General features: G+C 72.2%; 14 protein-coding genes. 9 read left to right on the forward strand and 5 right to left on the reverse strand.

What is annotated here, in order from left to right:
• Nucleotides 1-201 precede the first annotated feature (201 nt).
• A complete protein-coding gene (locus tag QIY60_RS21590) occupies nucleotides 202-1,116 on the reverse strand; it encodes a hypothetical protein (RefSeq protein WP_283143912.1) in 915 nt (304 codons plus the stop codon).
• Nucleotides 1,117-1,321: 205 nt separating this feature from the next.
• Here QIY60_RS21590 and QIY60_RS21595 point away from each other — a divergent pair, with 205 nt between their 5' ends.
• The 4 genes from QIY60_RS21595 to QIY60_RS21610 all read left to right on the forward strand — a co-directional run bounded on the left by QIY60_RS21595 (nucleotide 1,322) and on the right by QIY60_RS21610 (nucleotide 7,489).
• Nucleotides 1,322-2,104 carry a serine protease gene (locus QIY60_RS21595; protein WP_283143913.1) on the forward strand — a complete coding sequence of 261 codons (783 nt, stop codon included), beginning with the start codon at nucleotides 1,322-1,324 and terminating at the stop codon, nucleotides 2,102-2,104.
• 210 nt (nucleotides 2,105-2,314) lie between these two features.
• The gene (locus QIY60_RS21600; protein WP_283143914.1) at nucleotides 2,315-2,968 is read left to right on the forward strand and encodes a response regulator transcription factor; all 654 of its coding nucleotides are present in this window, start codon (nucleotides 2,315-2,317) and stop codon (nucleotides 2,966-2,968) included.
• Complete coding sequence (locus QIY60_RS21605; protein WP_283143915.1) at nucleotides 2,965-4,104, forward strand: histidine kinase; 1,140 nt, start codon at nucleotides 2,965-2,967, stop codon at nucleotides 4,102-4,104. Before QIY60_RS21600 ends, QIY60_RS21605 begins: the two co-directional genes overlap by 4 nt.
• 316 nt (nucleotides 4,105-4,420) lie before the next feature.
• On the forward strand, nucleotides 4,421-7,489 hold the full coding sequence (locus QIY60_RS21610; protein WP_283143916.1) for an endo-alpha-N-acetylgalactosaminidase family protein: 3,069 nt from the start codon (nucleotides 4,421-4,423) through the stop codon (nucleotides 7,487-7,489).
• 62 nt (nucleotides 7,490-7,551) lie between these two features.
• Here QIY60_RS21610 and QIY60_RS21615 read toward each other — a convergent pair whose 3' ends face one another.
• Both QIY60_RS21615 and QIY60_RS21620 read right to left on the reverse strand, forming a co-directional pair.
• A complete protein-coding gene (locus QIY60_RS21615; protein WP_283143917.1) occupies nucleotides 7,552-7,968 on the reverse strand; it encodes an enediyne antibiotic chromoprotein in 417 nt (138 codons plus the stop codon).
• A 57-nt stretch (nucleotides 7,969-8,025) separates the two neighbouring features.
• The gene (locus tag QIY60_RS21620; protein WP_283143918.1) at nucleotides 8,026-9,801 is read right to left on the reverse strand and encodes a beta-galactosidase family protein; all 1,776 of its coding nucleotides are present in this window, start codon (nucleotides 9,799-9,801) and stop codon (nucleotides 8,026-8,028) included.
• Nucleotides 9,802-9,920: 119 nt separating this feature from the next.
• Here QIY60_RS21620 and QIY60_RS21625 point away from each other — a divergent pair, with 119 nt between their 5' ends.
• From QIY60_RS21625 to QIY60_RS21645, 5 genes are all read left to right on the forward strand, one after another.
• Complete coding sequence (locus QIY60_RS21625) at nucleotides 9,921-10,808, forward strand: AraC family transcriptional regulator (RefSeq protein ID WP_283143919.1); 888 nt, start codon at nucleotides 9,921-9,923, stop codon at nucleotides 10,806-10,808.
• A 5-nt stretch (nucleotides 10,809-10,813) separates the two neighbouring features.
• Entirely contained in the window at nucleotides 10,814-11,122 is a 309-nt protein-coding gene (locus QIY60_RS21630) for a chorismate mutase (protein ID WP_283143920.1), read from the forward strand.
• Between the two features lie 183 nt (nucleotides 11,123-11,305).
• Nucleotides 11,306-13,795, forward strand: a complete 2,490-nt coding sequence (pepN, locus tag QIY60_RS21635; RefSeq protein ID WP_283143921.1) for an aminopeptidase N — start codon at nucleotides 11,306-11,308, stop codon at nucleotides 13,793-13,795.
• A 199-nt stretch (nucleotides 13,796-13,994) separates the two neighbouring features.
• Nucleotides 13,995-15,359, forward strand: a complete 1,365-nt coding sequence (locus tag QIY60_RS21640; RefSeq protein ID WP_283143922.1) for an aminotransferase class V-fold PLP-dependent enzyme — start codon at nucleotides 13,995-13,997, stop codon at nucleotides 15,357-15,359.
• Entirely contained in the window at nucleotides 15,356-16,768 is a 1,413-nt protein-coding gene (locus tag QIY60_RS21645) for a SidA/IucD/PvdA family monooxygenase (RefSeq protein ID WP_283143923.1), read from the forward strand. The genes QIY60_RS21640 and QIY60_RS21645 overlap by 4 nt, the downstream gene beginning before the upstream one ends.
• Nucleotides 16,769-16,837: 69 nt before the next feature.
• Here the strand turns inward: QIY60_RS21645 and QIY60_RS21650 are convergent, their stop codons facing one another.
• Both QIY60_RS21650 and QIY60_RS21660 read right to left on the reverse strand, forming a co-directional pair.
• Nucleotides 16,838-18,637 (reverse strand): 5'-nucleotidase C-terminal domain-containing protein, encoded by a 1,800-nt coding sequence (locus QIY60_RS21650; RefSeq protein WP_283143924.1) that lies wholly within the window; start codon nucleotides 18,635-18,637, stop codon nucleotides 16,838-16,840.
• A gap of 222 nt (nucleotides 18,638-18,859) precedes the next feature.
• A complete protein-coding gene (locus tag QIY60_RS21660) occupies nucleotides 18,860-21,016 on the reverse strand; it encodes an NPCBM/NEW2 domain-containing protein (RefSeq protein ID WP_349253938.1) in 2,157 nt (718 codons plus the stop codon).
• Nucleotides 21,017-21,038 lie beyond the last annotated feature (22 nt).

The raw sequence follows: 21,038 nt of genomic DNA on the forward strand, positions 1-21,038 counted from the left end.
GGTTGCTCGCGCAGTTCCCCGCGCCCCTAAAAGGCTCGGCTTCGCCATCGCCTTCGCCCGTACCCCCTCAGGGGCGCGGGGAACTGCGCGACCAGCCACAGACGGCCCGCAGACGAACGGGGTCCGGGGGTGTAGCCCCCGGGAGAGCCACCTTCACCCCCACCCACCCCCGGAGGGTTTAGGGAAGGGGCGGGGTGGGGCTTACGTATCGCAGGTCAGTACCGCCCCGCACACCCCGCACCGCACCCGCACCCTCCCCCGAACCCCCACCCGATTCCGCTGCCCACACGTCGGGCACGAGAAGCACACCCGCAGCGACGCACCCCCACCCTCGAAGGAGTACGGCCCCGCCGAAGACCCCCACACCCCCTCACCCGACCGCGCGCCCCGCCGATCCCGCGCGTACCGCCGCCGCCCGGCCCACCCCGCCCCCACCAACGGCGGCTGCTGCGAGTCGAGAAGGGCCCGGGCGACCCCGGCCCGGTACGCCGGGTACGCCTGCGGGCTGGTGAACCACGGCGACGGGTCCTCGCCGAACACCGCCGCCCGCTTCGCCAGGACGTATCCGAACTCCTCCGGCGTCAGATACCCCAGCTTCTGGCTGGACACCCCGTCCTCCCGGAACGCGTCGAGCAGCAGCCACCCCGCCCCCAGGTACGTGGTCGCCGTGTCCGTGAGGATCTCGTTGTCCCGCGTCCCCGGGAACTCAAGACCGAGCCGGTGCAGCAGCACGTGCGTGATCTCGTGCGCGAGCGCCGCCCCGATGTCCCGCCGGTGGCGCCGGAAGCGGTCGTTGAGCTCGATGAAGTACTCGGGGCCCGCGGCCAGTTCGACCGACGCCGCGTGCTGCATCTCGCGGAACCCGACGATCATCCGGGCGTCCGGCAGGTGCAGGTGCTGGACCAGCGCCCGGGCCACCCGCTGCGCGCCCAGATGGAGGTCGTCGTGGTCGGCGAAGGCCACGTCGGCGGGCAGGACGCTCGTCGCGTACCCCTGGATTCCGTCGGCCGACAGTCGCCGGTACAAGGCAGTGATCGCCGCCCGCACGGTCTCGATGTGCGGAAACCCGTGGACGACCGGACCGGCCCCGGCCCCGGACGCGTTCGTATGGGCCACGCTGTCACCCCCGTACGACGGTGAACCAGCCTCCACTGTACGAGGCACCGACGGCACCCCGTCTTCGTACGCATGGCCGAAAAGCAATCCTTGTAGGGCGCCCGGGGGGCTCCGATAATCCACCACACACGCATTGACGCGCCCATGTCATCCCAGGGCCGCGTCAGGGCGCTGTGATCTCCAACCCCCCACGAAAGGCAGTCCCTTGAAGAACACCCTCGTGCGTGCGCTCAAGAGATGCATAGCCGTCGCGGCGGTCACCCTCGCCGCGTTCACCCTCCAACCCGCCACGGGCGCCTCCGCGTCCCAGGCGCCCGTGGTCGGCGGAACCCGCGCCGCCCAGGGCGAGTTCCCGTTCATGGTCCGCCTCTCCATGGGCTGCGGCGGCGCCCTCTACAGCCAGCAGATCGTCCTCACCGCCGCCCACTGCGTGAACGGCTCCGGCACCAACACGTCCATCACCGCGACCGCGGGCGTCGTCGACCTCCAGAGCAGCAGCGCCATCAAGGTGAAGTCGACCAAGGTGCTCCAGGCGCCCGGCTACAACGGCAGGGGCAAGGACTGGGCGCTGATCAAGCTCGCCAAGCCGGTCGACCAGCCCACCCTCAAGATCGCCACCACCACCCAGTTCAACAACGGCACCTTCACCGTCGCCGGCTGGGGCGCCACCAGGGAGGGCGGCGGCCAGCAGCGGTATCTGCGCAAGGCGACCGTCCCGTTCGTCTCCGACGCCCAGTGCCAGCAGGCGTACGGCAGTGAGCTCGTCCCGAGCGACGAGATCTGCGCGGGCTACGTCCAGGAGGGCGGCGTCGACACCTGCCAGGGCGACTCCGGCGGCCCCATGTTCCGCAAGGACAACGACAACGCCTGGATCCAGGTCGGCATCGTGAGCTGGGGCCAGGGCTGCGCCGAGCCCGGCTACCCCGGCGTGTACAGCGAGGTCTCGACCTTCGCCGCGGACATCGCGAAGGCGGCGGCGACGCTCTAGCGCTCCGCTGGGAGTGCGGGTATGCGACTGCGGGCCGTCTGTGGCTGGTCGTGCCCACGCGGCGGAGCCGCATATGTCACGGCCCCGCGCCCCTTTGGGGCGCGCGGCACCGCACCGGACTTCCACGAGACCGCTTAGCGCTCCGCGTCATACGGCTGGCCGGGCGCCCCGAATTTGCGGGCGTCCGGCCCAATCTGGTCATATGTGGACATGCCGATCACAGTGGTCATCGCGGACGACCAGGAGATGGTCAGGACCGGGTTCCGCATGATCCTGGAGAGCAGGCCCGACATCGACGTCCTCGACGACGTCTTCGACGGGCCGTCCGCCCTGGAGGCGGTGGACCGGCACGACCCGGACGTCCTGCTCCTCGACATCCGCATGCCCGGCCTCGACGGCCTCGAAGTCACCCGGCGCCTCTCCGGCCGCGAACGCCCGCGCATCGTGATCGTCACCACCTTCGACCTGGACGAGTACGTCCACGCCGCCCTGCACGGCGGCGCCTCCGGCTTCCTCCTCAAGGACGCCAGCCCCGAGATGCTGGTCGAGGCGGTGCGGGCGGCGGCGGCCGGGGACTCCCTGGTCTCCCCGGCGATCACCGTCCGGCTGCTGCGCGAGCTCGCCACCGCCCGCCCCGCCACCTCCCTGCGGCAGCCCGCCGAACCCCTCACCGAGCGCGAACGCGACGTCGTGCGCTGTCTGGCGCGCGGCGCCACCAACGCCGAGATCGCCGCCGAGCTGTACGTCTCCCTCTCCACCGTGAAGACCCATCTGGCCAATGTGCAGGGCAAGCTCGGTGCCCGGAACCGGGTGGAGATCGCCGCCTGGGCCTGGGAGAGCGGACTGGCCACGGGCGCCCCGTGAGCCCGCTCCGCCGCTGGCTGCGCCGCCACCCCCGGTGGGCCGAGGCCGCCCGTGGGGCGCTCGCCGCCGTCCTGGTCGGGCTCGTCGTCTTCGAGGGCCTGGCGCTGGCCCGCCAGCCCACCGCGCCGCACGCCATCGTCTGGACCTCGGGCCTGGTGGTCTGTCTGTGCGCGCTCCCGTGGCCCAGGCTCGACCTGGTCGTACGGGCCTGGGTCGCCGCGGCCGCCACCTGGGCCGCGACCGGGCTGATGTTCCTCGACCGCCCGGAGATCGTCTGGGGGATGGGCGAGGCGGTGGCGCTCCTGGTGCTGCTCGCGGCGGTCCTGCTGCGGGCGCCGTCCCGCACCGCCGCCGTCCTCGGCCCCGTGCTCGGGCTCGGCTGCATGGCGGTGCCGGTCAGGGACGCCTCGCCCGGCCGGTTCACCCTGCTCTTCGCGGTGCTCACGGTCGTCGTCAGCGCCTACTCGCTGCTGCTGCGCGCTCAGTCCTGGCAGCGCGTGCGCGACCTCCAGGCCGTCCGCGCGGCCGAGCGCATCGAACTCGCCCGCGAGCTCCACGACCTGATCGCCCACCACGTCACCGGCATCGTCGTCCAGGCCCGCGCGGCCCGCTTCACCGCGGTCGAAGGGCAGCGGGCCGCCGATACGTTCGGGCGCATCGAGGAGGCGGGCGGGGACGCGCTGAGCGCGATGCGCCGGCTGGTGCGGGTGCTGCGCGAGGGCGAGCCCGAGACCGAGCCGGTCGCGGGCCTGGCGCAGCTGCGCGAGCTGGCCGACCGCTTCTCCCTGGCGGGCCCGCCGGCCGTGCTGTACGTCGAGCCGGGCCTGGACGACAGCCTCCCCGACGAGGTCGCGGCGGCCGCGTACCGCGTGGTCCGCGAGGCGCTGACCAATGTGCGCAAGCATGCGGCGGACGCGAGTGCGGTGCGGGTGGGGCTCCGCGTGGTCGGCGACGGCCTGGAGGTCCGCGTCGCCGACGACGGCTCCCGCGCGGCGAGGCTGCCGCCCAGCGCCCGGGGCGGCGGGTTCGGTCTGGCGGGCCTGACCGAGCGCGTGACGGCGCTGGGCGGCGAACTGACGGCGGGCCCGGCACCGGAGGGCGGCTGGCAGGTGCTGGCGGTCCTGCCGCTGTTTTAGCCCGGGGTTCGTCTGCGGGTTGTGGTGGGCTGGTCGCGCAGTTCCCCGCGCCCCTGAGATGCGCCCCTTCGGGGCGCCCCAGGGGATGCCGCGCAGCGGCATTTAAGGGGCGCGGGGAACTGCGCGAGCAACCCCCACCCACCCGCAGACGAACTCCGGGCCAAGAAGGGGCGCGGGGAACTGCGCGACCAGCCATCCACGGTCCGCAGACGAGCGCTTAGTCCAACACCCCCCACCCCTTTGTCCATGGGCGCGCCCACACGTCCCGGCCCATCGTGACCTCGGACGAAGAGCCCGTCACGAGGAGGCACCCGACGTGAACGCCGAAGTACGCGGACCGAAGCGGAGGACGGTGGTGGCGGCCACCGCGCTGGCCGGGGCCGGGGTCGCGCTGGGGGCGCCCGGGGTCGCGCTCGCCGCCGGGGAGAGCGCCATCCGCTCGCCCGACCTGGAGGTCCGGGTCGACACCGCCTTCCCCCGCATCGTCTCGTACACCGACCGCGCGACCGGCGCGAAGCTGTACGGGCAGGCGGAGCCGGTCACGAGCGTGCTGGTCGACGGGGTCGCCCACACGCCCCGGGTCACCGCGCGGACGGGCCGGGACCGGGCCTCGTACACGCTCGCCTTCGACGGCGGCACCGAGATCGGCGTGGAGATCCGCGTCGAGGGGCACCGCGTCGACTGGCGGGTGACCAGGATCGACGACACCCCCGCCCTCCGGATCGGCACCCTCCAGATCCCCGGCCTCGCCCTGCTCTCCGTGCGCGGCGACCAGCCGGGCGCGGCGCTGCTGGCCGCCCGGATCCAGCTCGACAAGGCGAAGAGCGGCGACACGCTCGTCCGGGTCACCGCCGACACCGCCCCGGACGCGGCGCCGGTCGGCTGCGCGTACGCCGTGGTCGCGCACGACGGGCTCGGCGGGGCCGTCGAGACCAACACCGTCTACGACAAGCCCGACAGTGCGGCCGGGACCACCTGGGAGAACGGGCGGCTCTGGCGCCAGACCGTCAAGCGCGACGGGTACGTCGAGGCGCGGCTCGTCCCCGGCCAGTGGACGCACCGGGCCGCCACCGCCGCCGTGCGGGACACCGAGCCGCTCCCGTACGCCACCGTGATCGTCACCGGTGACCGGGGCGGCGACGGCACCGTCGACTGGCAGGACGCGGCCATCGCGTTCCGCGACATCATGGTCAGCCCGCTCGGCGCCGACGAGCAGCATCTGCGGGTCGTCCCGCACATCCCGTTCAACTTCGCCTCGCAGGCGACCAACCCGTTCCTGGCCACCCTCGACAACGTCAAGCGGATCTCGCTGGCCACCGACGGCCTGCGCCAGTACACGCTGCTCAAGGGCTACCAGTCCGAGGGCCACGACTCGGCCCACCCCGACTACGCGGGCAACTACAACGAGCGCGCGGGCGGCATCGAGGACCTCAACCACCTGGTCCGCGAGGGGAAGAAGTGGAACAGCGACTTCGCCGTCCACGTCAACGCCACCGAGTCCTACCCCGTCGCCCACGCCTTCTCCGAGACGCTGGTCGACAAGGCGAACGAGCAGTGGGACTGGCTCGACCAGTCGTACCGCATCGACCAGCGCCGCGACCTGGTCTCCGGTGACATCGCGCGGCGGTTCGCCGCGCTGCGCCGCGACGCGGACCCGGCGCTGGGCGCCCTGTACATCGACGTGTTCCGCGAGTCCGGCTGGACCTCCGACCGCCTCCAGCGCGAACTGCGCGCCCAGGGCTGGCTGGTCACCTCCGAGTGGGGGCACGGCCTGGAGCGCTCCTCGCTCTGGTCGCACTGGGCCAACGAGACCGACTACGGCGGCGACACCTCGCGCGGCATCAACTCCCGGCTGATCCGCTTCATCCGCAACCACCAGAAGGACGTCTTCGCCGACAAGTGGCCGACGCTGCTCGGCCACGTCCGCATGGGCAACTTCGAGGGGTGGGTCGGCAAGACCGACTGGACGGCGTTCCACCAACTGATCTGGACGCAGTCGCTGCCCGCCAAGTACCTCCAGGCGTATCCGATCCGGCGCTGGGACGAGCACCAGATCACCTTCTTCGGGCCCGGCGCCACCTCGGTCTCCGACGCCGACGGCACCCGCCGGATCACCACGGACGCGCGCGTGGTGTACGACGGCGGCGCCTATCTGCTGCCCTGGGAGCCCCGCCGCGCGGCCGACCCGGCCAAGCTCTACCACTACAACCCGGCCGGTGGCACGACCAGTTGGCGGCTGCCGCGCGGCTGGGCCGGGGCCCGGACGGTGGTCCTGTACCGGCTCACCGACCAGGGCCGGGCGTACGAGCGCGAGCTGCCGGTCCGCTCCGGCACGGTCACCATCGAGGGCGCGGCGGCCGGACAGCCCTATGTCGTCCTGCGCGAGCGCGCCCGCGACCGGGACCCGCGCTGGGGCCAGGGCACCGCTCTGTACGACCCCGGCTTCCACTCCGGCTCCCTGAAGGGCTGGACGGTCAGCGGCCCCGCCTCCGTACGCCGCAGCGCACTCGGTGACTACGAGCTGGTGATCGGCGCGGGCGCGGCGGCCTCCGTCGGCCAGCGCCTGACCCGCCTCGCACCCGGTACGTACGCCGCGTCCGTGCAGGTCGAGGTGGGCGAGCGGGCGGGGGAGCGGCGCGTCGCGGCCCTGGAGGTGCGCACCGCCGACGGGGTGACCGCGCGCACCTGGACGGCGACGTCCACGGCGGGCAACTTCGTCGCCGCCGACCGCAAGCACGGCACCCGCTTCCAGCGCATGTTCACGCACTTCACGGTCCCCGAGGGCGGCGGCCCGGTGGAACTGGCCCTGCGCGCGGAGGCGGGGGAGGCCCGGGTGCGGTTCGACAACGTACGGGTCGTGGCGGCCACGCCCACCGCCAAGGAGGGCGCACTGGCCTACGAGGACTTCGAGAACGTGCCGCAGGGCTGGGGCGTCTTCGTCAAGGGCGACGCGGGCGGCGCCACCGACCCGCGCACCCACATCGCGCAGCGGCACGCCCCGTACACCCAGCGCGGCTGGAACGGGAAGGCGATCGACGACGTGATCGACGGTGGCCAGTCGCTGAAGTCGCGCGGCGAGAACGACGGCCTGGTCTACCGGACCGTGCCCTTCAGCGTCCGTTTCCTCCCCGGTAAGCGCTATCGCGTCGGCTTCCGTTACGAGAGCGAGAAGCCCGGCCAGTACGCGTGGATCACGGCCGTCGACGAGGGCGCGGGCACGCGCGAGCTGAGCCGCGAGGTGTTCGGCGCGGCGACCGGCCCGACGGTCTTCGTCTACGAGTTCACGGCCCCCGCGACCGGCGAGGCGTGGGTCGGGCTGCGCAAGACCGGTGACGACGGCACGGCGGAGTTCACGCTGGACGCGTTCGAGGTGACGGAGTCGTAAGGAGCGGCCGCCCCACCTTCGCGGGGTGGGGCGGCCGTTGGCTCACTCGCTCGGTAGCGGGCTCAGTTGAAGGAGATGTTCTGGACCGTGTTGCCCGTGGTCTGCTCCCAGGCCGTGATGTTGCACTGCACGGCGGCGCAGTCCACGTTGATCTCCTGGCCCGTGGACCAGTCCTTGGCGGTGAAGGCCTTCTTGACGTCGAGCGTCACCGATACGGCGCCGTTGGCGTCGGCGGTGAGGTACTTGGTGTCGTTGGAACAGACGGTGGCGGAGGCGCACTCGCCCACGTTCACGGCGGCGCCGGGCGTGTAGCCGGAAGCGGTGACCGAAACCGTCTGGCCGTCGGAGAGCCCGCTGCTCGGGGTCACCGAGATCGCGGTCGCGGCGGACGCGGGAGTGGCGAGCAGCACGGTCGCTGCCACGGCGGCTCCAGAGGCGGCCAACTTGGCGATGCGGGATCGGGTGATGAGATCCTTCATGTCAACCTCAAAGTGTGCGTCGGGAGAGGGAACGCGCTTTCTTCGCGCTCTTCGAGGCTAGTGGAACTTCACTTCCGGACCCGTTGCGTCCTCAACTTCACATTCCCACACCCACACCTCGTTGGCTCGATCCCGTAGGACCGCTCCTGGGACGTACAGCGACCGCTGTGGTCCGGCGGACCAGTACCGTCCGAGGTTGAAGCCGTTCACCCAGACGAAACCCCGGACCAGGCCGTGGAGTTCGAGCCGCGCGTCACCCGGAACCGGGGCGTCGAAGGTGCCTCGAAACAGTCCCCGCCCCGCCTCCGCAGTTGAACGGAACGGGAGCCGCCGCATCCCTTCCGTGTCTCCGGAGCCGTCCCCGAACGCCTCCTCGAAGGCATCGAGCCGCAGCCCACGTGCGCGTACGCCGTGCAGGAACTGCCGTTCGTGCAGCACCCCGCCGGTGATCCCCTTGGGCTCGGCGAGCCTCGGCCCGTAGTTGACGCGCCCCAGCGACTCCACCCACAGCTCGACCGCGGCGGGCCCCGCCACCGGCTCCGGCAGCACCGCGTCGTCCTCGGTGAGCACCCCGGCCCGCACCCCGTCGACGTATACGACCGCCCGGTCCCGCAGCCCCAGTACCCGCAGCGGATACGGCTGCCGGGGCCCCGGCACCTCGAACCGGTAGCGCACCACGCCCCGGTCCACGTCCAGCTCCTCGAACGTCGGCGGCGTCCCGTACACGCCCTCCGCCGACCCCAGCGCCTCCAGTACGTCCTCGGCCGCCACCCACTCCGTCAGCGGCACGGTGACCGGGGTGCCCAACACCGGTGGCACGGGCGGTGGTTCGGGAAGCGGGCCCTCCGCGTACTCGGCGAGCACTTCACGGAACGCCCAGAACTTCGGCGTCGGGCGCCCGTACTCGTCGATCGGCGCGTCGTAGTCGTACGACGTCACGTCGGGCCGCAGCGTGCCCAGATGCTCCTCGCCGTCCCGGTTGGCGCCCGCCCACCCGGCGAAGCTGGTGCCGCCGTGCGCCATGTAGAGGTTGACGGAGGCGCCGCACTCCAGGATCTCGCGCAGCGCCCCGGCCGCCTCGCGCGCGTCCCGCACCACCGGCTCCGCGCCCCAGTGCTCGAACCAGCCGCACCAGAACTCCATGCACATCAGCGGCCCCTCGGGGCGGTGGCGGCGCAGCACCGCGAGGCCTTCGAGGGCGCCCGAGCCGAAGTTCGCGGTGGCGAGCGCACCCGGAAGCGAGCCGCCGGTCAGCATGTGGTCCTCGGGGCCGTCGGACGTGAACAGCGGGACGCTCACGCCCAGTTCGGTGAGCAAGTCCGCGAGCGCCCGCAGATACACCTGGTCCGAGCCGTAGCTGCCGTACTCGTTCTCCACCTGCACCATGACGACCGGGCCGCCCCGGTCGGCCTGGCGGGCCACGACCTGCGGCAGCAGCACCCGGAACCAGCGCTCCACGTGCCGCAGGTACTCCGGGTCCCGGGTGCGCACCCGCCGCCCCAGCGCGCCCGTCAGCCAGTGCGGAAGGCCGCCGTTCTCCCACTCGGCGCAGATGTACGGGCCGGGGCGCACGATCGCCCACAGCCCGGCCGCGTGCGCCGCGTCCAGGAACCGGCCCAGCGCCTCCGGATCGCGGTGGCGGCCCGGGGCCGGCTCGTGCAGGTTCCACGGCACGTACGTCTCGACGCAGTTCAGGCCCATCGCTCGCAGCATCGCGAGCCGGTGGCCCCACTGGGACTCGTGCACCCGGAAGTAGTGCAGCGCCCCCGAGAGCAGCCGCACCGGCCGCCCGTCCAGCAGAAAGTCCTCGTCACCCACGGTGAAGTCAGCCACCGGCCCGCCCGTCTCTCGATCTTCCGGATCAGCGTCGCCCCTGGCGCGGGCGCCGGTCCATGGACAAAGATCGGCGCTGATTGGACGCAAAGGGGGGGACGGGAGGCGGCGGAACCGGCATGTACCACACCTGGATGCGCTACTTCACGCCGAGCCCGGTCCACCACCGGCTCGGCCTGGTCTGCCTCGGCGTCGGCATGCAGCACGGCGCCCTGCCCACCGTCGGGCCGCGCACCCTGGACCACCACGTCGCCGTGGTGATCGGCGCGGGCGGCGGCTGGTTCCGGGGTGCGGACGGGGAGCGCGTCACCGTGACCGCGCCCGCGCTGATCTGGCTCACCCCGGGCGTGCCGCACCACTACGGGCCCGACCCGGCCACCGGCTGGGACGAGTCGTTCGTCGACTTCACCGGGCCCGCGACCGCCACGTACACCGAGCTCGGCTACATCGAGCCCGAGCGGCCCGTGGTGCCGCTCGCCGACACGGCGCTCGCCCGGGCCGCCGTCGGCCGGATAGCCAGGGCGGCCCGCCGGGGCAACCCGCTCCTGGAGGTCGAGACGGGCGCCGCCGTCCATGAACTCCTCGTCGCGCTGCGCCGCGCCCGCGCCGACCTCGCGCCCGACGGCGACCCCGTCCTCCAGGCGCTCGCGCGCGACGCCTTCCGGCCGCTGTCGGTGGCCGAGCACGCCGCCCGGCACGGCATGACCCCCGCCGAGCTGCGCACGGCGGTGCGCCGGGGTGCGGGGTGCAGCCCCAAGGACTACCTCCTGGGCATCCGGCTCGGCCGGGCCAAGGAGCTGCTCGCCGCCACCGAGCTGCCGGTCGCCGCCGTGGCCCGCCGGGTGGGCTACGACGACCCCGCGTACTTCTCGCGCCTGTTCACCCGGCGTGTCGGCACCGCCCCGGTCCGCTTCCGCGAGCAGCAGGGCCGGGCCGTCCCGGGCGGCTGGAGCAGCCGGATCCCGGATCCTGAACACCCTCCGACGATCCCGGGCCCGGCCACGTAAGCTCGATGACCATGACCACGATCGACCCCTCCGTGCAGGCGGAGCTCGTCCGGCTCCGGGACAGCATCGACAACATCGACGCGGCCGTCGTCCACATGCTCGCCGAGCGCTTCAAATGCACCCAGCAGGTCGGCCACCTCAAGGCCGAGCACAAGCTGCCGCCGGCCGACCCGGCCCGCGAGGCCGAGCAGATCGACCGGCTGCGCCGCCTCGCCGAGAACGCCAAGCTGGACCCGGCCTTCGCCGAGAAGCTCCTGAACTTCATCATCGCGGAGGTGATCAGGCACCACGAGACGATCGCCAAGTCGTCGTGACGGGAGCCTGCGGCACCGAAGCGGGGAAGCGGCGCCCGCGACGCGGCTGACCGGGCGCCCGCACCACGGGCCCGCACCGCGTCCCGAGCACCGCCTCGCCGCCGCGCCGCCCGAGCGCCCTGCGCTGAGAGCGGAACGCAACCCCCGTGTGCTGACCGGGGCGCATCGGGCAGCATGGCCTCCATGTCCGTACTGACGCGCGACGAAGCGCAGACCCGTGCCCGGCTCCTCGACGTCCAGCGGTACGAGATCGAGCTCGATCTCACCACCGGCGAGGAGACCTTCGACTCCCAGACCGTCATCCACTTCACCGCACGCGCGGCCGGGGACACGTTCGTCGAGGTCAAGCCGGCCACCCTGCGCTCGGTCAGCCTGGACGGGCAGCCGCTGGACCCCGCCGCCCTCGTCGAGAACCGCCTCGCGCTCACCGGTCTCGCCGAGGGCCCGCACGAGCTGCGCGTCGAGGCGGAGATGACGTACTCGCACACCGGCGAGGGACTGCACCGCTTCACCGACCCGGTCGACGGCGAGACCTACACGTACACCCAGCTCTTCATGGAGGACGTGCAGCGCGTCTTCGCCGCCTTCGACCAGCCCGACCTGAAGGCCGCCTTCGACCTCGCGGTCACCGCGCCCGAAGGCTGGACCGTGCTGGCCAACGGCATCACCGAGCAGCAGGGCGACGGCCGCTGGAAGGCCGCCACCACCCCGCTGCTCTCCACCTACTTCGTGGCGCTCGCCGCCGGCCCCTGGCACTCGGTCACCACCGAGCACGCGGGCCTGCCCTTCGGCCTCCACTGCCGCCGCTCGCTCGCGCCGTACCTGGACGCCGACGCCGAGGAGCTCTTCGAGATCACCCGGCAGTGCTACGACCGCTACCACGAGAAGTTCGACGAGCCGTACCCGTTCGACTCGTACGACCAGGCCTTCGTGCCCGAGTTCAACGCGGGCGCGATGGAGAACCCGGGCCTGGTCACCTTCCGCGACGAGTTCATCTACCGCTCCGCCGTCACCGACACCGAGCGCCAGACCCGCGCCATGGTCGTCGCGCACGAGATGGCCCACATGTGGTTCGGCGACCTGGTCACCCTGCGCTGGTGGGACGACATCTGGCTGAACGAGTCGTTCGCCGAGTACATGGGCTACCAGACCCTCACCGAGGCCACCCGCTTCACCGACACCTGGGTGGACTTCGGGATCGTCCGCAAGGCCTGGGGCTACGACGCCGACCAGCGGCCCTCCACCCACCCCGTCGCCCCCGACCCGGACGCCGTGCCCGACACCGCCTCCGCGATGCTCAACTTCGACGGCATCTCCTACGCCAAGGGCGCCTCCGCCCTGCGCCAGCTGGTGACCTGGCTGGGCGAGAAGGACTTCCTCGCGGGCATCAACACCCACTTCAAGCGGCACAAGTTCGGCAACGCCACGCTCGCCGACTTCATCGACAACCTGGCCTCCGCCACCGACCGCGACGTGCACGCCTGGGCCGACAAGTGGCTGCGCACCACCGGCGTGGACACGCTGACGCCGGTGGTCGGCGAGGACGGCGGCTCCTGGACGCTCGCCGTCGAGCAGGACGGCGACCGGCCGCACCGGATCGCCGTCGGCGCGTACGACACCGACCCGGCGCGCCCCGGACAGCTGGTGCTGCGCGAGCGCTTCGAGACCGACGTGCCCGCCGCCGAGCCGGTGACCCGCACCGGCGCGCGCCCCGCGCTCGTGCTCCTCAACGACGGCGACCTCAGCTACGCCAAGGTGCGCCTGGACACCGAGTCGTGGGAAACGGCCCTGCGCGCCCTTTCGGGCCTGCCCGACCCCCTCGCCCGCGCGGTCGTCTGGAACGCCGCCCGCGACATGGTCCGCGACGGCCAGCTCCCGCCCGCCGCCTATCTGGAGGCGGCCCGCGCCCACCTGCCGTACGAGTCGGACCTGGCGATCGTGCAGGGCGTCCTCACCTTCGCCGTCGGACAGGTGGCCGGCCGCTATCTCGCGGCCGGGGCCCGCCCCGCCGCGCTCGCGCTCCTGACCGAGCTGACCCGGGACCTGATCCGGCGCACCGAGGACGGCGACAACCCGGGCCTGCGCCTCACCGCCGTGCGCCACTTCATCGACTGCGCCGCCCAGCCCCACACCATCCAGGAGTGGCTGGCCGACGGGGGCGTCCCCGGCGGCCCCGAGCTCGACCCGGAGCTGCGCTGGCGCGTCCTGTACCGCCTCGCGGTGCTGGGCGCGACCACCGAGGCGGAGATCGCCGCCGAGCTGGCGCGCGACCCCAGCGCGACGGGCGAGGAAGGCGCGGCCCGCTGCCGCGCCGCGCTGCCGGACGCCGCCGCGAAGGCGGCCGCGTGGGCCGCGATGTTCGAGGGGGACGCGCTCTCCAACTACCTGTTCACGGCGACCGCCCAGGGCTTCTGGCAGCCCGAACAGGCCGATCTCGTACGGGAGTACGTGGCGCGCTTCTACGTGGACGCGGTCCCGCTGGCCGCCCGGCGCGGCCCCGCGATCGCGGAGGCGGCGGGCCGCTACGCCTTCCCGGACTTCGCGGTCGACGCGGAGGCGGTGGCCCTGGGCGAGGCGTGCCTGTCCCGCGACGACCTCCTCCCGGCCCTGCGGCGCAAGCTGACCGACCAGGTCGACGACCTGCGCAGGGCACTGGCGGTACGGGACGCCTGACCGGGACGCCCGACCCGGGCCGCCGTCGCACGGCGGCGCCGGGGGTGGCGCGCTCATACCAGCGCGCCACCCCCCAACACCCCGCCTCCGGGGGCCAGTACCACTTTCGGGTTGAGATCGTTGTGCAGGGCAGCCCCACCGCGCCGGAACGCTCCACGCTGGTGAGGCCGTCGTTCGCGCACCCGAAGGACTTCCCCCCATGCACACCCCGCCCCTCGCCGGCGGCCCCCACGGCCCCGCCGCCCTGCACCCCCTCCTCGGCGTCGTCCTCGACGCGCTGCGCGAGGGCGCGGTGGCCCGGGGCGGGCCGCTGCCGGGCGGCGGGCCGGAGGCGGTGGCCGTGCGGGTCGGGGCCGCGGTCGGCGACGCGTTCCCGTTACGGGGCACCGGCGCCGAGGAGGCGCTGACCACGCTGGTGCGGGCCCTGGCGGAAGGCGCGGCCGACCCCGCCGACCCGCGCTGCGCCGCCCATCTGCACACCCCGCCCCTGGCCCTCGCCGTGGCCGCCGACCTCGCCGCCTCCGCGCTCAACCCGTCCCTCGACTCCTGGGACCAGGCCCCGGCCGCCGCCGAGCTCGAAGCCCTCGTCACCCGGGCGCTGGCCGCCGAGTTCTGGCCCGGCGGCGACGCCCTGGTCACCAGCGGCGGCACCGAGTCCAACCAGCTCGCCCTCCTGCTCGCCCGCGAACGGCACGGCGCGGTCCAGGTCGTCCAGGGCGCCAACGCCCACCACTCGGTCGCCCGCGCCGCCTGGCTCCTGGGCCTCCCCGAGCCGGTCACCGTCCCCGCCCCCTCCGGCACCCTCGACCTCGCCGCCCTCGACGAGGCCCTCACCGACCTGCACCACCCTCTTCTGGTGATCGCCACGGCGGGTACCACCGACACCGGCGCGATCGACCCGCTCCCCGAGATCGCCGCCCTGTGCGCCCGGCACGGCGCCGAACTGCACGTCGACGCGGCGTACGGCGGCCCGCTGATCTTCAGCGAAGCCCACCGGGAGCGGCTGCGCGGCATCGAGCGCGCCCAGTCCATCACGCTCGACCTGCACAAACTCGGCTGGCAGCCGGTCGCCGCCGGGCTGCTCGCGGTCCCCGACCCGGCCCGCCTCGCCCCGCTCGCGCACACCGCCGACTACCTCAACGCCGACGACGACACCGAAGCGGGCCTGCCCGACCTCCTCGGCCGCTCCCTGCGGACCACCCGCAGACCGGACGTACTGAAGATCGCCGTCACGCTCCGCGCCCTCGGCCGCACCGGCCTCGCCGAGCTCGTCGACCGCACGCTCGCCCTCGCCCGGACCCTCGCGGACCTGGTCGAGGAGCACCCCCGGCTCGACCTGTACGAGCGCCCCGCGCTCTCCACCGTCCTGTTCCGCCCGACCGGCGCCCCCGACGACGAGGTCGCCGGGATCCGCCGCGCCCTGCTCACCGAGGGCCGGGCCGTCCTCGGCAGGGCCCGCGCCGACGGGCGGCTCTGGCTCAAGGCCACCCTGCTCAACCCCCACACCACCACCGGCGACCTGGCACAGCTCCTCAAGACCGTGGAAGGCAGCATCCCGCGATGACCGCACCGGCACCCGTCCAAGACCTCGACCGCCCGCACGACCTGGTGGGCATCGGAGTGGGCCCGTTCAACCTCTCGCTCGCCGCCCTCGCCCACGGTGTGCCCGGCGGACTCTCGACCGCCTTCTACGAACAGCGCCGCGCCTTCCACTGGCACCCGGGCCTGCTCATCGAGGGCACCACCCTCCAAGTCCCGTTCCTGGCCGACCTGGTGACCCTCGCCGACCCCGCCAGCCCCTGGTCGTTCCTCAACTACCTGCGCCACCGCGAGCGGCTCTTCCCGTTCTACTTCGCCGAGCGCTTCCACATCCAGCGCACCGAGTACGACGCGTACTGCCGCTGGGTCAGCGAGAGCCTGCCCGGGATGCACTTCGGCCACCAGGTGGACGCGGTGCGCTGGAACCCCGAACGGGAGCTGTTCGAGGTCGACTTCACCCAGCTCGACGCGCACGGCCAGGCCGAGGCGCTGGGCCGCGCCTTCGCCCGCAACCTGGTCCTCGGCGTCGGCACCGAGCCGTACGTCCCCGAGCCGCTCAGGCCGCTCGCGGACGCGCCCGCGGTGCCGGTGATCCACTCGGCCGACTACCTCGACCACCGCGAACGCTTCCTCGCCGCCGACCACATCACGGTCATCGGCTCCGGCCAGTCCGGCGCCGAGGTCTTCCTCGACCTGCTGCGCAACCGCCCGGCGGGCCGCGAACGGATCACCTGGCTCGCCCGCACCGAGACCTTCGCGCCGATGGAGTACTCGAAGCTGGGCCTGGAGCACTTCACGCCCGACTACACGCGCTACTTCCACGCCCTGGCCGAGCCCGTACGCGACGAGCTGGTGCCCCGCCAGTGGCAGCTCCACAAGGGCATCGACGCGGACACCATCGCCGCCATCCACGACGAGCTCTACCGCCGCACCCAGCACGGCGGCTGGCCCGACGCGACCCTCACGCCCGGGGTCAACGTCCGCACGGCGGGCCGCGTCGCCACCACCAAGGTGGAGCTGCACCTGGAACACGCCCAGCAGGGCGTGCGCTCCCGGCTGACCACCGACGCGGTGATCCTCGCCACCGGCTACCGGGAGCGCCCGCTGGCCCGCATGCTGTCGGGCCTCGACCCGTACATGCGCCTGGACTCCTCCGAACGCCCGCGCGTGGACGCGGACTTCCGCCTGGTCCTGGACAGCTCGGTCACGGGCGCGGTGTACGTCCAGAACGCCGAGAAGCACACGCACGGGGTCGGCGCCCCCGACCTGGGCCTGGCGGCCTGGCGCAGCGCGGCGATCCTGAACTCCCTGACGGGCAAGGAGCCGTACCCGCTACCGACACGCACGGCGTTCACAACGTTCGGCCTGGCCAGCCAGCAGGAATCCCGCCCGGCACCAAAGGCACCGAGCGGCTTGATCCCACTGGAGGGCTGACCCGCACCCCTTGTTTTTAGGGGCGCGGGGAACTGCGCGACCAGCCATCCACGGCCCGCAGACGAAGGCCTAGAACACGGCGACCCCGTCGCGGACCAGCTTCCAGTCCACGGAAGCAAACGCGGCGGGGTCGACAACCCCCTTCGCCTTCACCCACGCGATGATCGTGTTCCGAATCTCCTCGGAGTTCGCCCACAACTGCTTCGCGCCCGCGACATGCGGGAAGTTGCCGCCACCGTTCGCACGGTAGTTGTTGACGGCCAACACGAACTGCGCGGCCGGATCCAGCGGCTTGCCCTGGAACGCAAGGTTCGAGATCCGCGAACCCGCAGGCTTGGCGATGTCGATGTCGTACGTCAGCCCCGACACCGCGTCGTAGTTGTAGTCCGGCGTATTGCCCGCATTCGTCAGCTTCGACGTGTCGACGGGCGCCCCGGCCGCCGTCTGCACGTAGTACCGCGCCGAGAACTCCAGATAGTCCTTGAGCTGGGCGCCCGTCAGCAGCCGGGCCTCCAGCGTGTTCTCGAACGGGTAGAGCCCGGCCGCGTCCTTGATGGTGACCTGACCGGCCGGGATGGCGGCCGTACGCGAGAAGCAGGACGCCTGAGAGAGGACCGGCAGAGAGGCATAGGCGCCACCCGCGAGCGCCGCCTTCACCGTGTCGACCTGGACCGCGTTGATCAGGTCGATGATCGGCTCGTCCTTCCAGGCCGCCTCGGCGGTGGTCATGGCCGCCTTCGACGTGCCGATGACCTGGTTGACGTACGCCACGACCTTCTTGTGCTCGTCGGAGAGCAGCCGGACGATCTTCGGGTCCTCGACGGCGGTGTTGGAGTTGAGGACCTTGGACCCGGCCTTCTCGACCGACCAGCGGCCCTTCTCCCACACCAGGTCGAAGTCGAAGACGGTCAGCCGCTGCCCCCACTTCAGCGGCTCGGACAGCACGACGTCCTTGCCGGTCTGCTTGTTCTTCACCCGGTACTCGGGGATCTCCACGTGCGCGTGCCCGACCAGGATCGCGTCGATCCCCGGCACCTGCTCGGCCACGAGCGCGGCCGCGTTCTCGATGTACGGCAGCTGGTCGCCGTACGACGAGGTGCCGGAGGAGCCCGAGTGCGCGGCCACGATCACCACGTCCGCGCCCATCGAGCGCAGCTTGGGCACCCACTTCGCGGCCTGCTCCTCAAGGCCGGGGAAGACCATCTTGCCGCTGACGTTGGCCTTGTCCCAGATGGCGATGCCGGGGTTGGTGAGACCGAGGATCGCGACCCGGACGTCGCGCCCGTGCGGGGTGCACATCCGCTTGATGACGTACGGCTGGAAGGCCGGCTTCAGCGTCTTGGCGTCCAGCGCGTTGGCGCCGAGCAGCGGGAAGTGGCACTGCTCCTCGAACTTGCGCAGCACCGGGATGCCGTAGTTGAACTCGTGGTTGCCGAGGGCGGCGGCGTGGTAGCCGATCGCGTTCATGGCCTGCGCCATCGGGTGCACCGGGCCGTGCTTGGCCGTGATCGGGTCGACCTTGGCGTAGTAGTACGAGAGCTGGGTGCCCTGGATGGTGTCACCCGCGTCGATCATCAGGGTGTTGTGGCGGCCCTTCTCCTTGCGGATCTGCTCGACGAGCGTGGAGATCTTGGCGAGGCCGACGTCGTTGTGGGCCTTGTCGTCGAACTCCTTGTCCGTGAAGTAGTCCCAGTTGAAGACGTTGCCGTGCAGGTCGGTGGTGCCCATGACGCTGAACGAGTACCGCTTCGGTGCCCGCCCGTGCCCGTGCTCATGGGCCTCGGCGGGGGCCGCGACACCCCCGACTATGGCCGCACCGGCTCCGGCGGCGGCCGTGGTGCCCAGGAACGTCCTACGGTTCAGCGGCATGTGATGCACTCCCTGACGGTGTGTTACGCGCGTAGACAAACGCGACGCGCGTAGAAGGTCCAGAGGATTTTGGCGCAGAACAGCCCGTACGCAACACCCCTGGCAGGTTTCGATCGGGTGACCACGAGAAAACAACGGTCCCGGGTGGCGAGCGCCACCCGGGACCGTTGTTTTCAGGGGCGCGGGGAACTGCGCGACAAGCCCCCGGCCCGCAGACAAAAGCTAGGCGCAAACAAGCCGCGGCCCCGCCCAATCCGCATGGTCATAGTCGACCCCATCACCCGCGTCGGTGACGACAAGCCGCACTTCGAGCGCCCCCGCCAGATCCACGGACAGCGCCCGTGCCGCATCCGCAGACGTCATCCTCCCGCTGTCGGCGACAAGCGCCCCATCCCGCCAGACCTGGAAGACAACAGACCCCTTACTGACGACCTCGTCATCGACCCCCACCGCCGTGGTCAACGAGGAGCACGAACCCCCCAGGTAGTACGAGACGGAGCTCGCCGCATGCGTACCGAGCCCCTTCGCGTACACCGTGCCACCGATGGTGAGGACGCGCCCGTCCCCCGCAGCCTGCTCCGCATTGCTCCGGTCCCGCTCCACCGGCCCCCACCCGTTCGTGGCGGACGACCACGTCAGATCACTGAGATCATGCGTACCGGCCGAGGGGCCGGCCCCGCAGGCCAGCTTCGCGTCGGCCCAGTCGGCATGGTCGTAATTGATGCCGTCGCCCCCATCGGTGACGACGAGCCGCAGCTTCGACCCGCCCTTGAGATCCGCGCTCAGATGCCGAGGCGGATCGGCGGCCGTCCGCACCCCGCTGTCGGCCACCAGCGTCTCGTCCCGCCAGACCTGGAACCGCACGGACCCGCCGTTCGTTGACTCGTCGTCGACGCCCACGTCGACCCCGAGCGACGAGCAGGCGCCGCCCAGGTAGTAGGAGATGTCACTGGGCGCGTGCGTGCCGAGCCCCTTGGCGTAGGCCGTGCCACCGATGGTGAGGGTGCGGCCGTCGCCCGCCGCCCGCTCGCCGTTGCTGCGGTCGCGCTCCACCGGACCCCAGCCGCCCACCGCCGACGTCCACGGCAGATCGCTCAGCTGGTTCAGGCCGGTCGGCGGCGGCACCGGACTGCCCGGCGTCACCCGGAACATGACCGTGCCGTGCGCGGGCACCGACGCGCTGATGGCGTTGGTCGTGGTGCTCGTCGCCTTGGACCACAGGTCCTTCAGCGCGTACGACGACGCCCCGCCGATCCCGATGTCCTTCACGGTCGTGGACACCGTCTTCGTCGAGGTGTTCTCGTTCGTCAGCGTCACCGAACGGCCCCCGTCGGCGAGGGGCTTGGACATCACGACCAGGCCGCCGGAGTTGGAGACGACCGTGCCCTGCTTGCCGAGCGGGTCCTGGTCCACCGCGATCACATCGGTGTTCTTGAGGATGGCCAGCGTCGAGGCGCTCGCGGAGCGCAGATCGCTGCCGATCAGCAGCGGCGCGGCCATCTGCGACCAGAGGCTGAAGTGGGTGCGGTACTCGGTGTCGGTCATCCCGCCGTTGCCGACCTCCAGCATGTCGGGGTCGTTCCAGGCGCCCGGCCCGGCGTACGGCGCGAGCGACTGGTTCTGGTGCGCGATGGAGATCATGCTCGACCAGGAGTCGCTGATGTCACCGGTGGTCCGCCAGGAGTTGCCGACGGCCGGGGCCCAGGTCCAGGGCTGGTTGGAGCCCCACTCGCAGATGCTGTAGAGGATCGGGCGGCCGGTCGACCGGGTGGCGGCCACGAGCGCGTCGCCCATCGCCTTGTAGCGCTGTTCGGCGTCGACGCCGTTGTTGTTGCAGTTGTCGTACTTGAGGTAGTCGACGCCCCAGGAGGCCCACAGATCGGCGTCCTGCCGCTCGTGGCCGAGCCCGCCGGGGAAGCCCTGGACGTCGCACGTCTTGGTGCCCGCGCTGGAGTAGAGGCCGAACTTGAGGCCCTTGGAGTGCACATAGTCGGCGACGGCCTTGATCCCGTGGGGGAAGCGCACCGGGTCGGGCACGAGGTTGCCGCTCGCGTCCCGGTTGGGCTGCGCCCAGCAGTCGTCGAGGTTGACGTAGGTGTACCCGGCGTCCTTGAGGCCCTGCGAGACGAAGGTGTCGGCGATCCCCTTGACCATCGCCTCGTTGAACTCGGCCCGGCAGTGCGTGGAGTTCCAGTTGTTGAACCCCATCTGCGGGGTCCGGGCGAGGCCGTTGTCGACGGCTGCGGCAGGGGCGGCGGCCGTGGTGGCGAGGGCGACGAGCCCGCCGGCGAGGAGGGGGAGCGAGGCGAGCGCGGCCCCGGCCCGTTTCCTGAACGGCGTTCTGAATGGCGTTCTGGATGGCGTTCTGAACGATGACATGTGCGGCTCCGTCGAGGTAGTA

It is taken from the genome of Streptomyces sp. BPTC-684 (assembly GCF_030028635.1).
Taxonomy (GTDB): Bacteria; Actinomycetota; Actinomycetes; order Streptomycetales; family Streptomycetaceae; genus Streptomyces; species Streptomyces noboritoensis.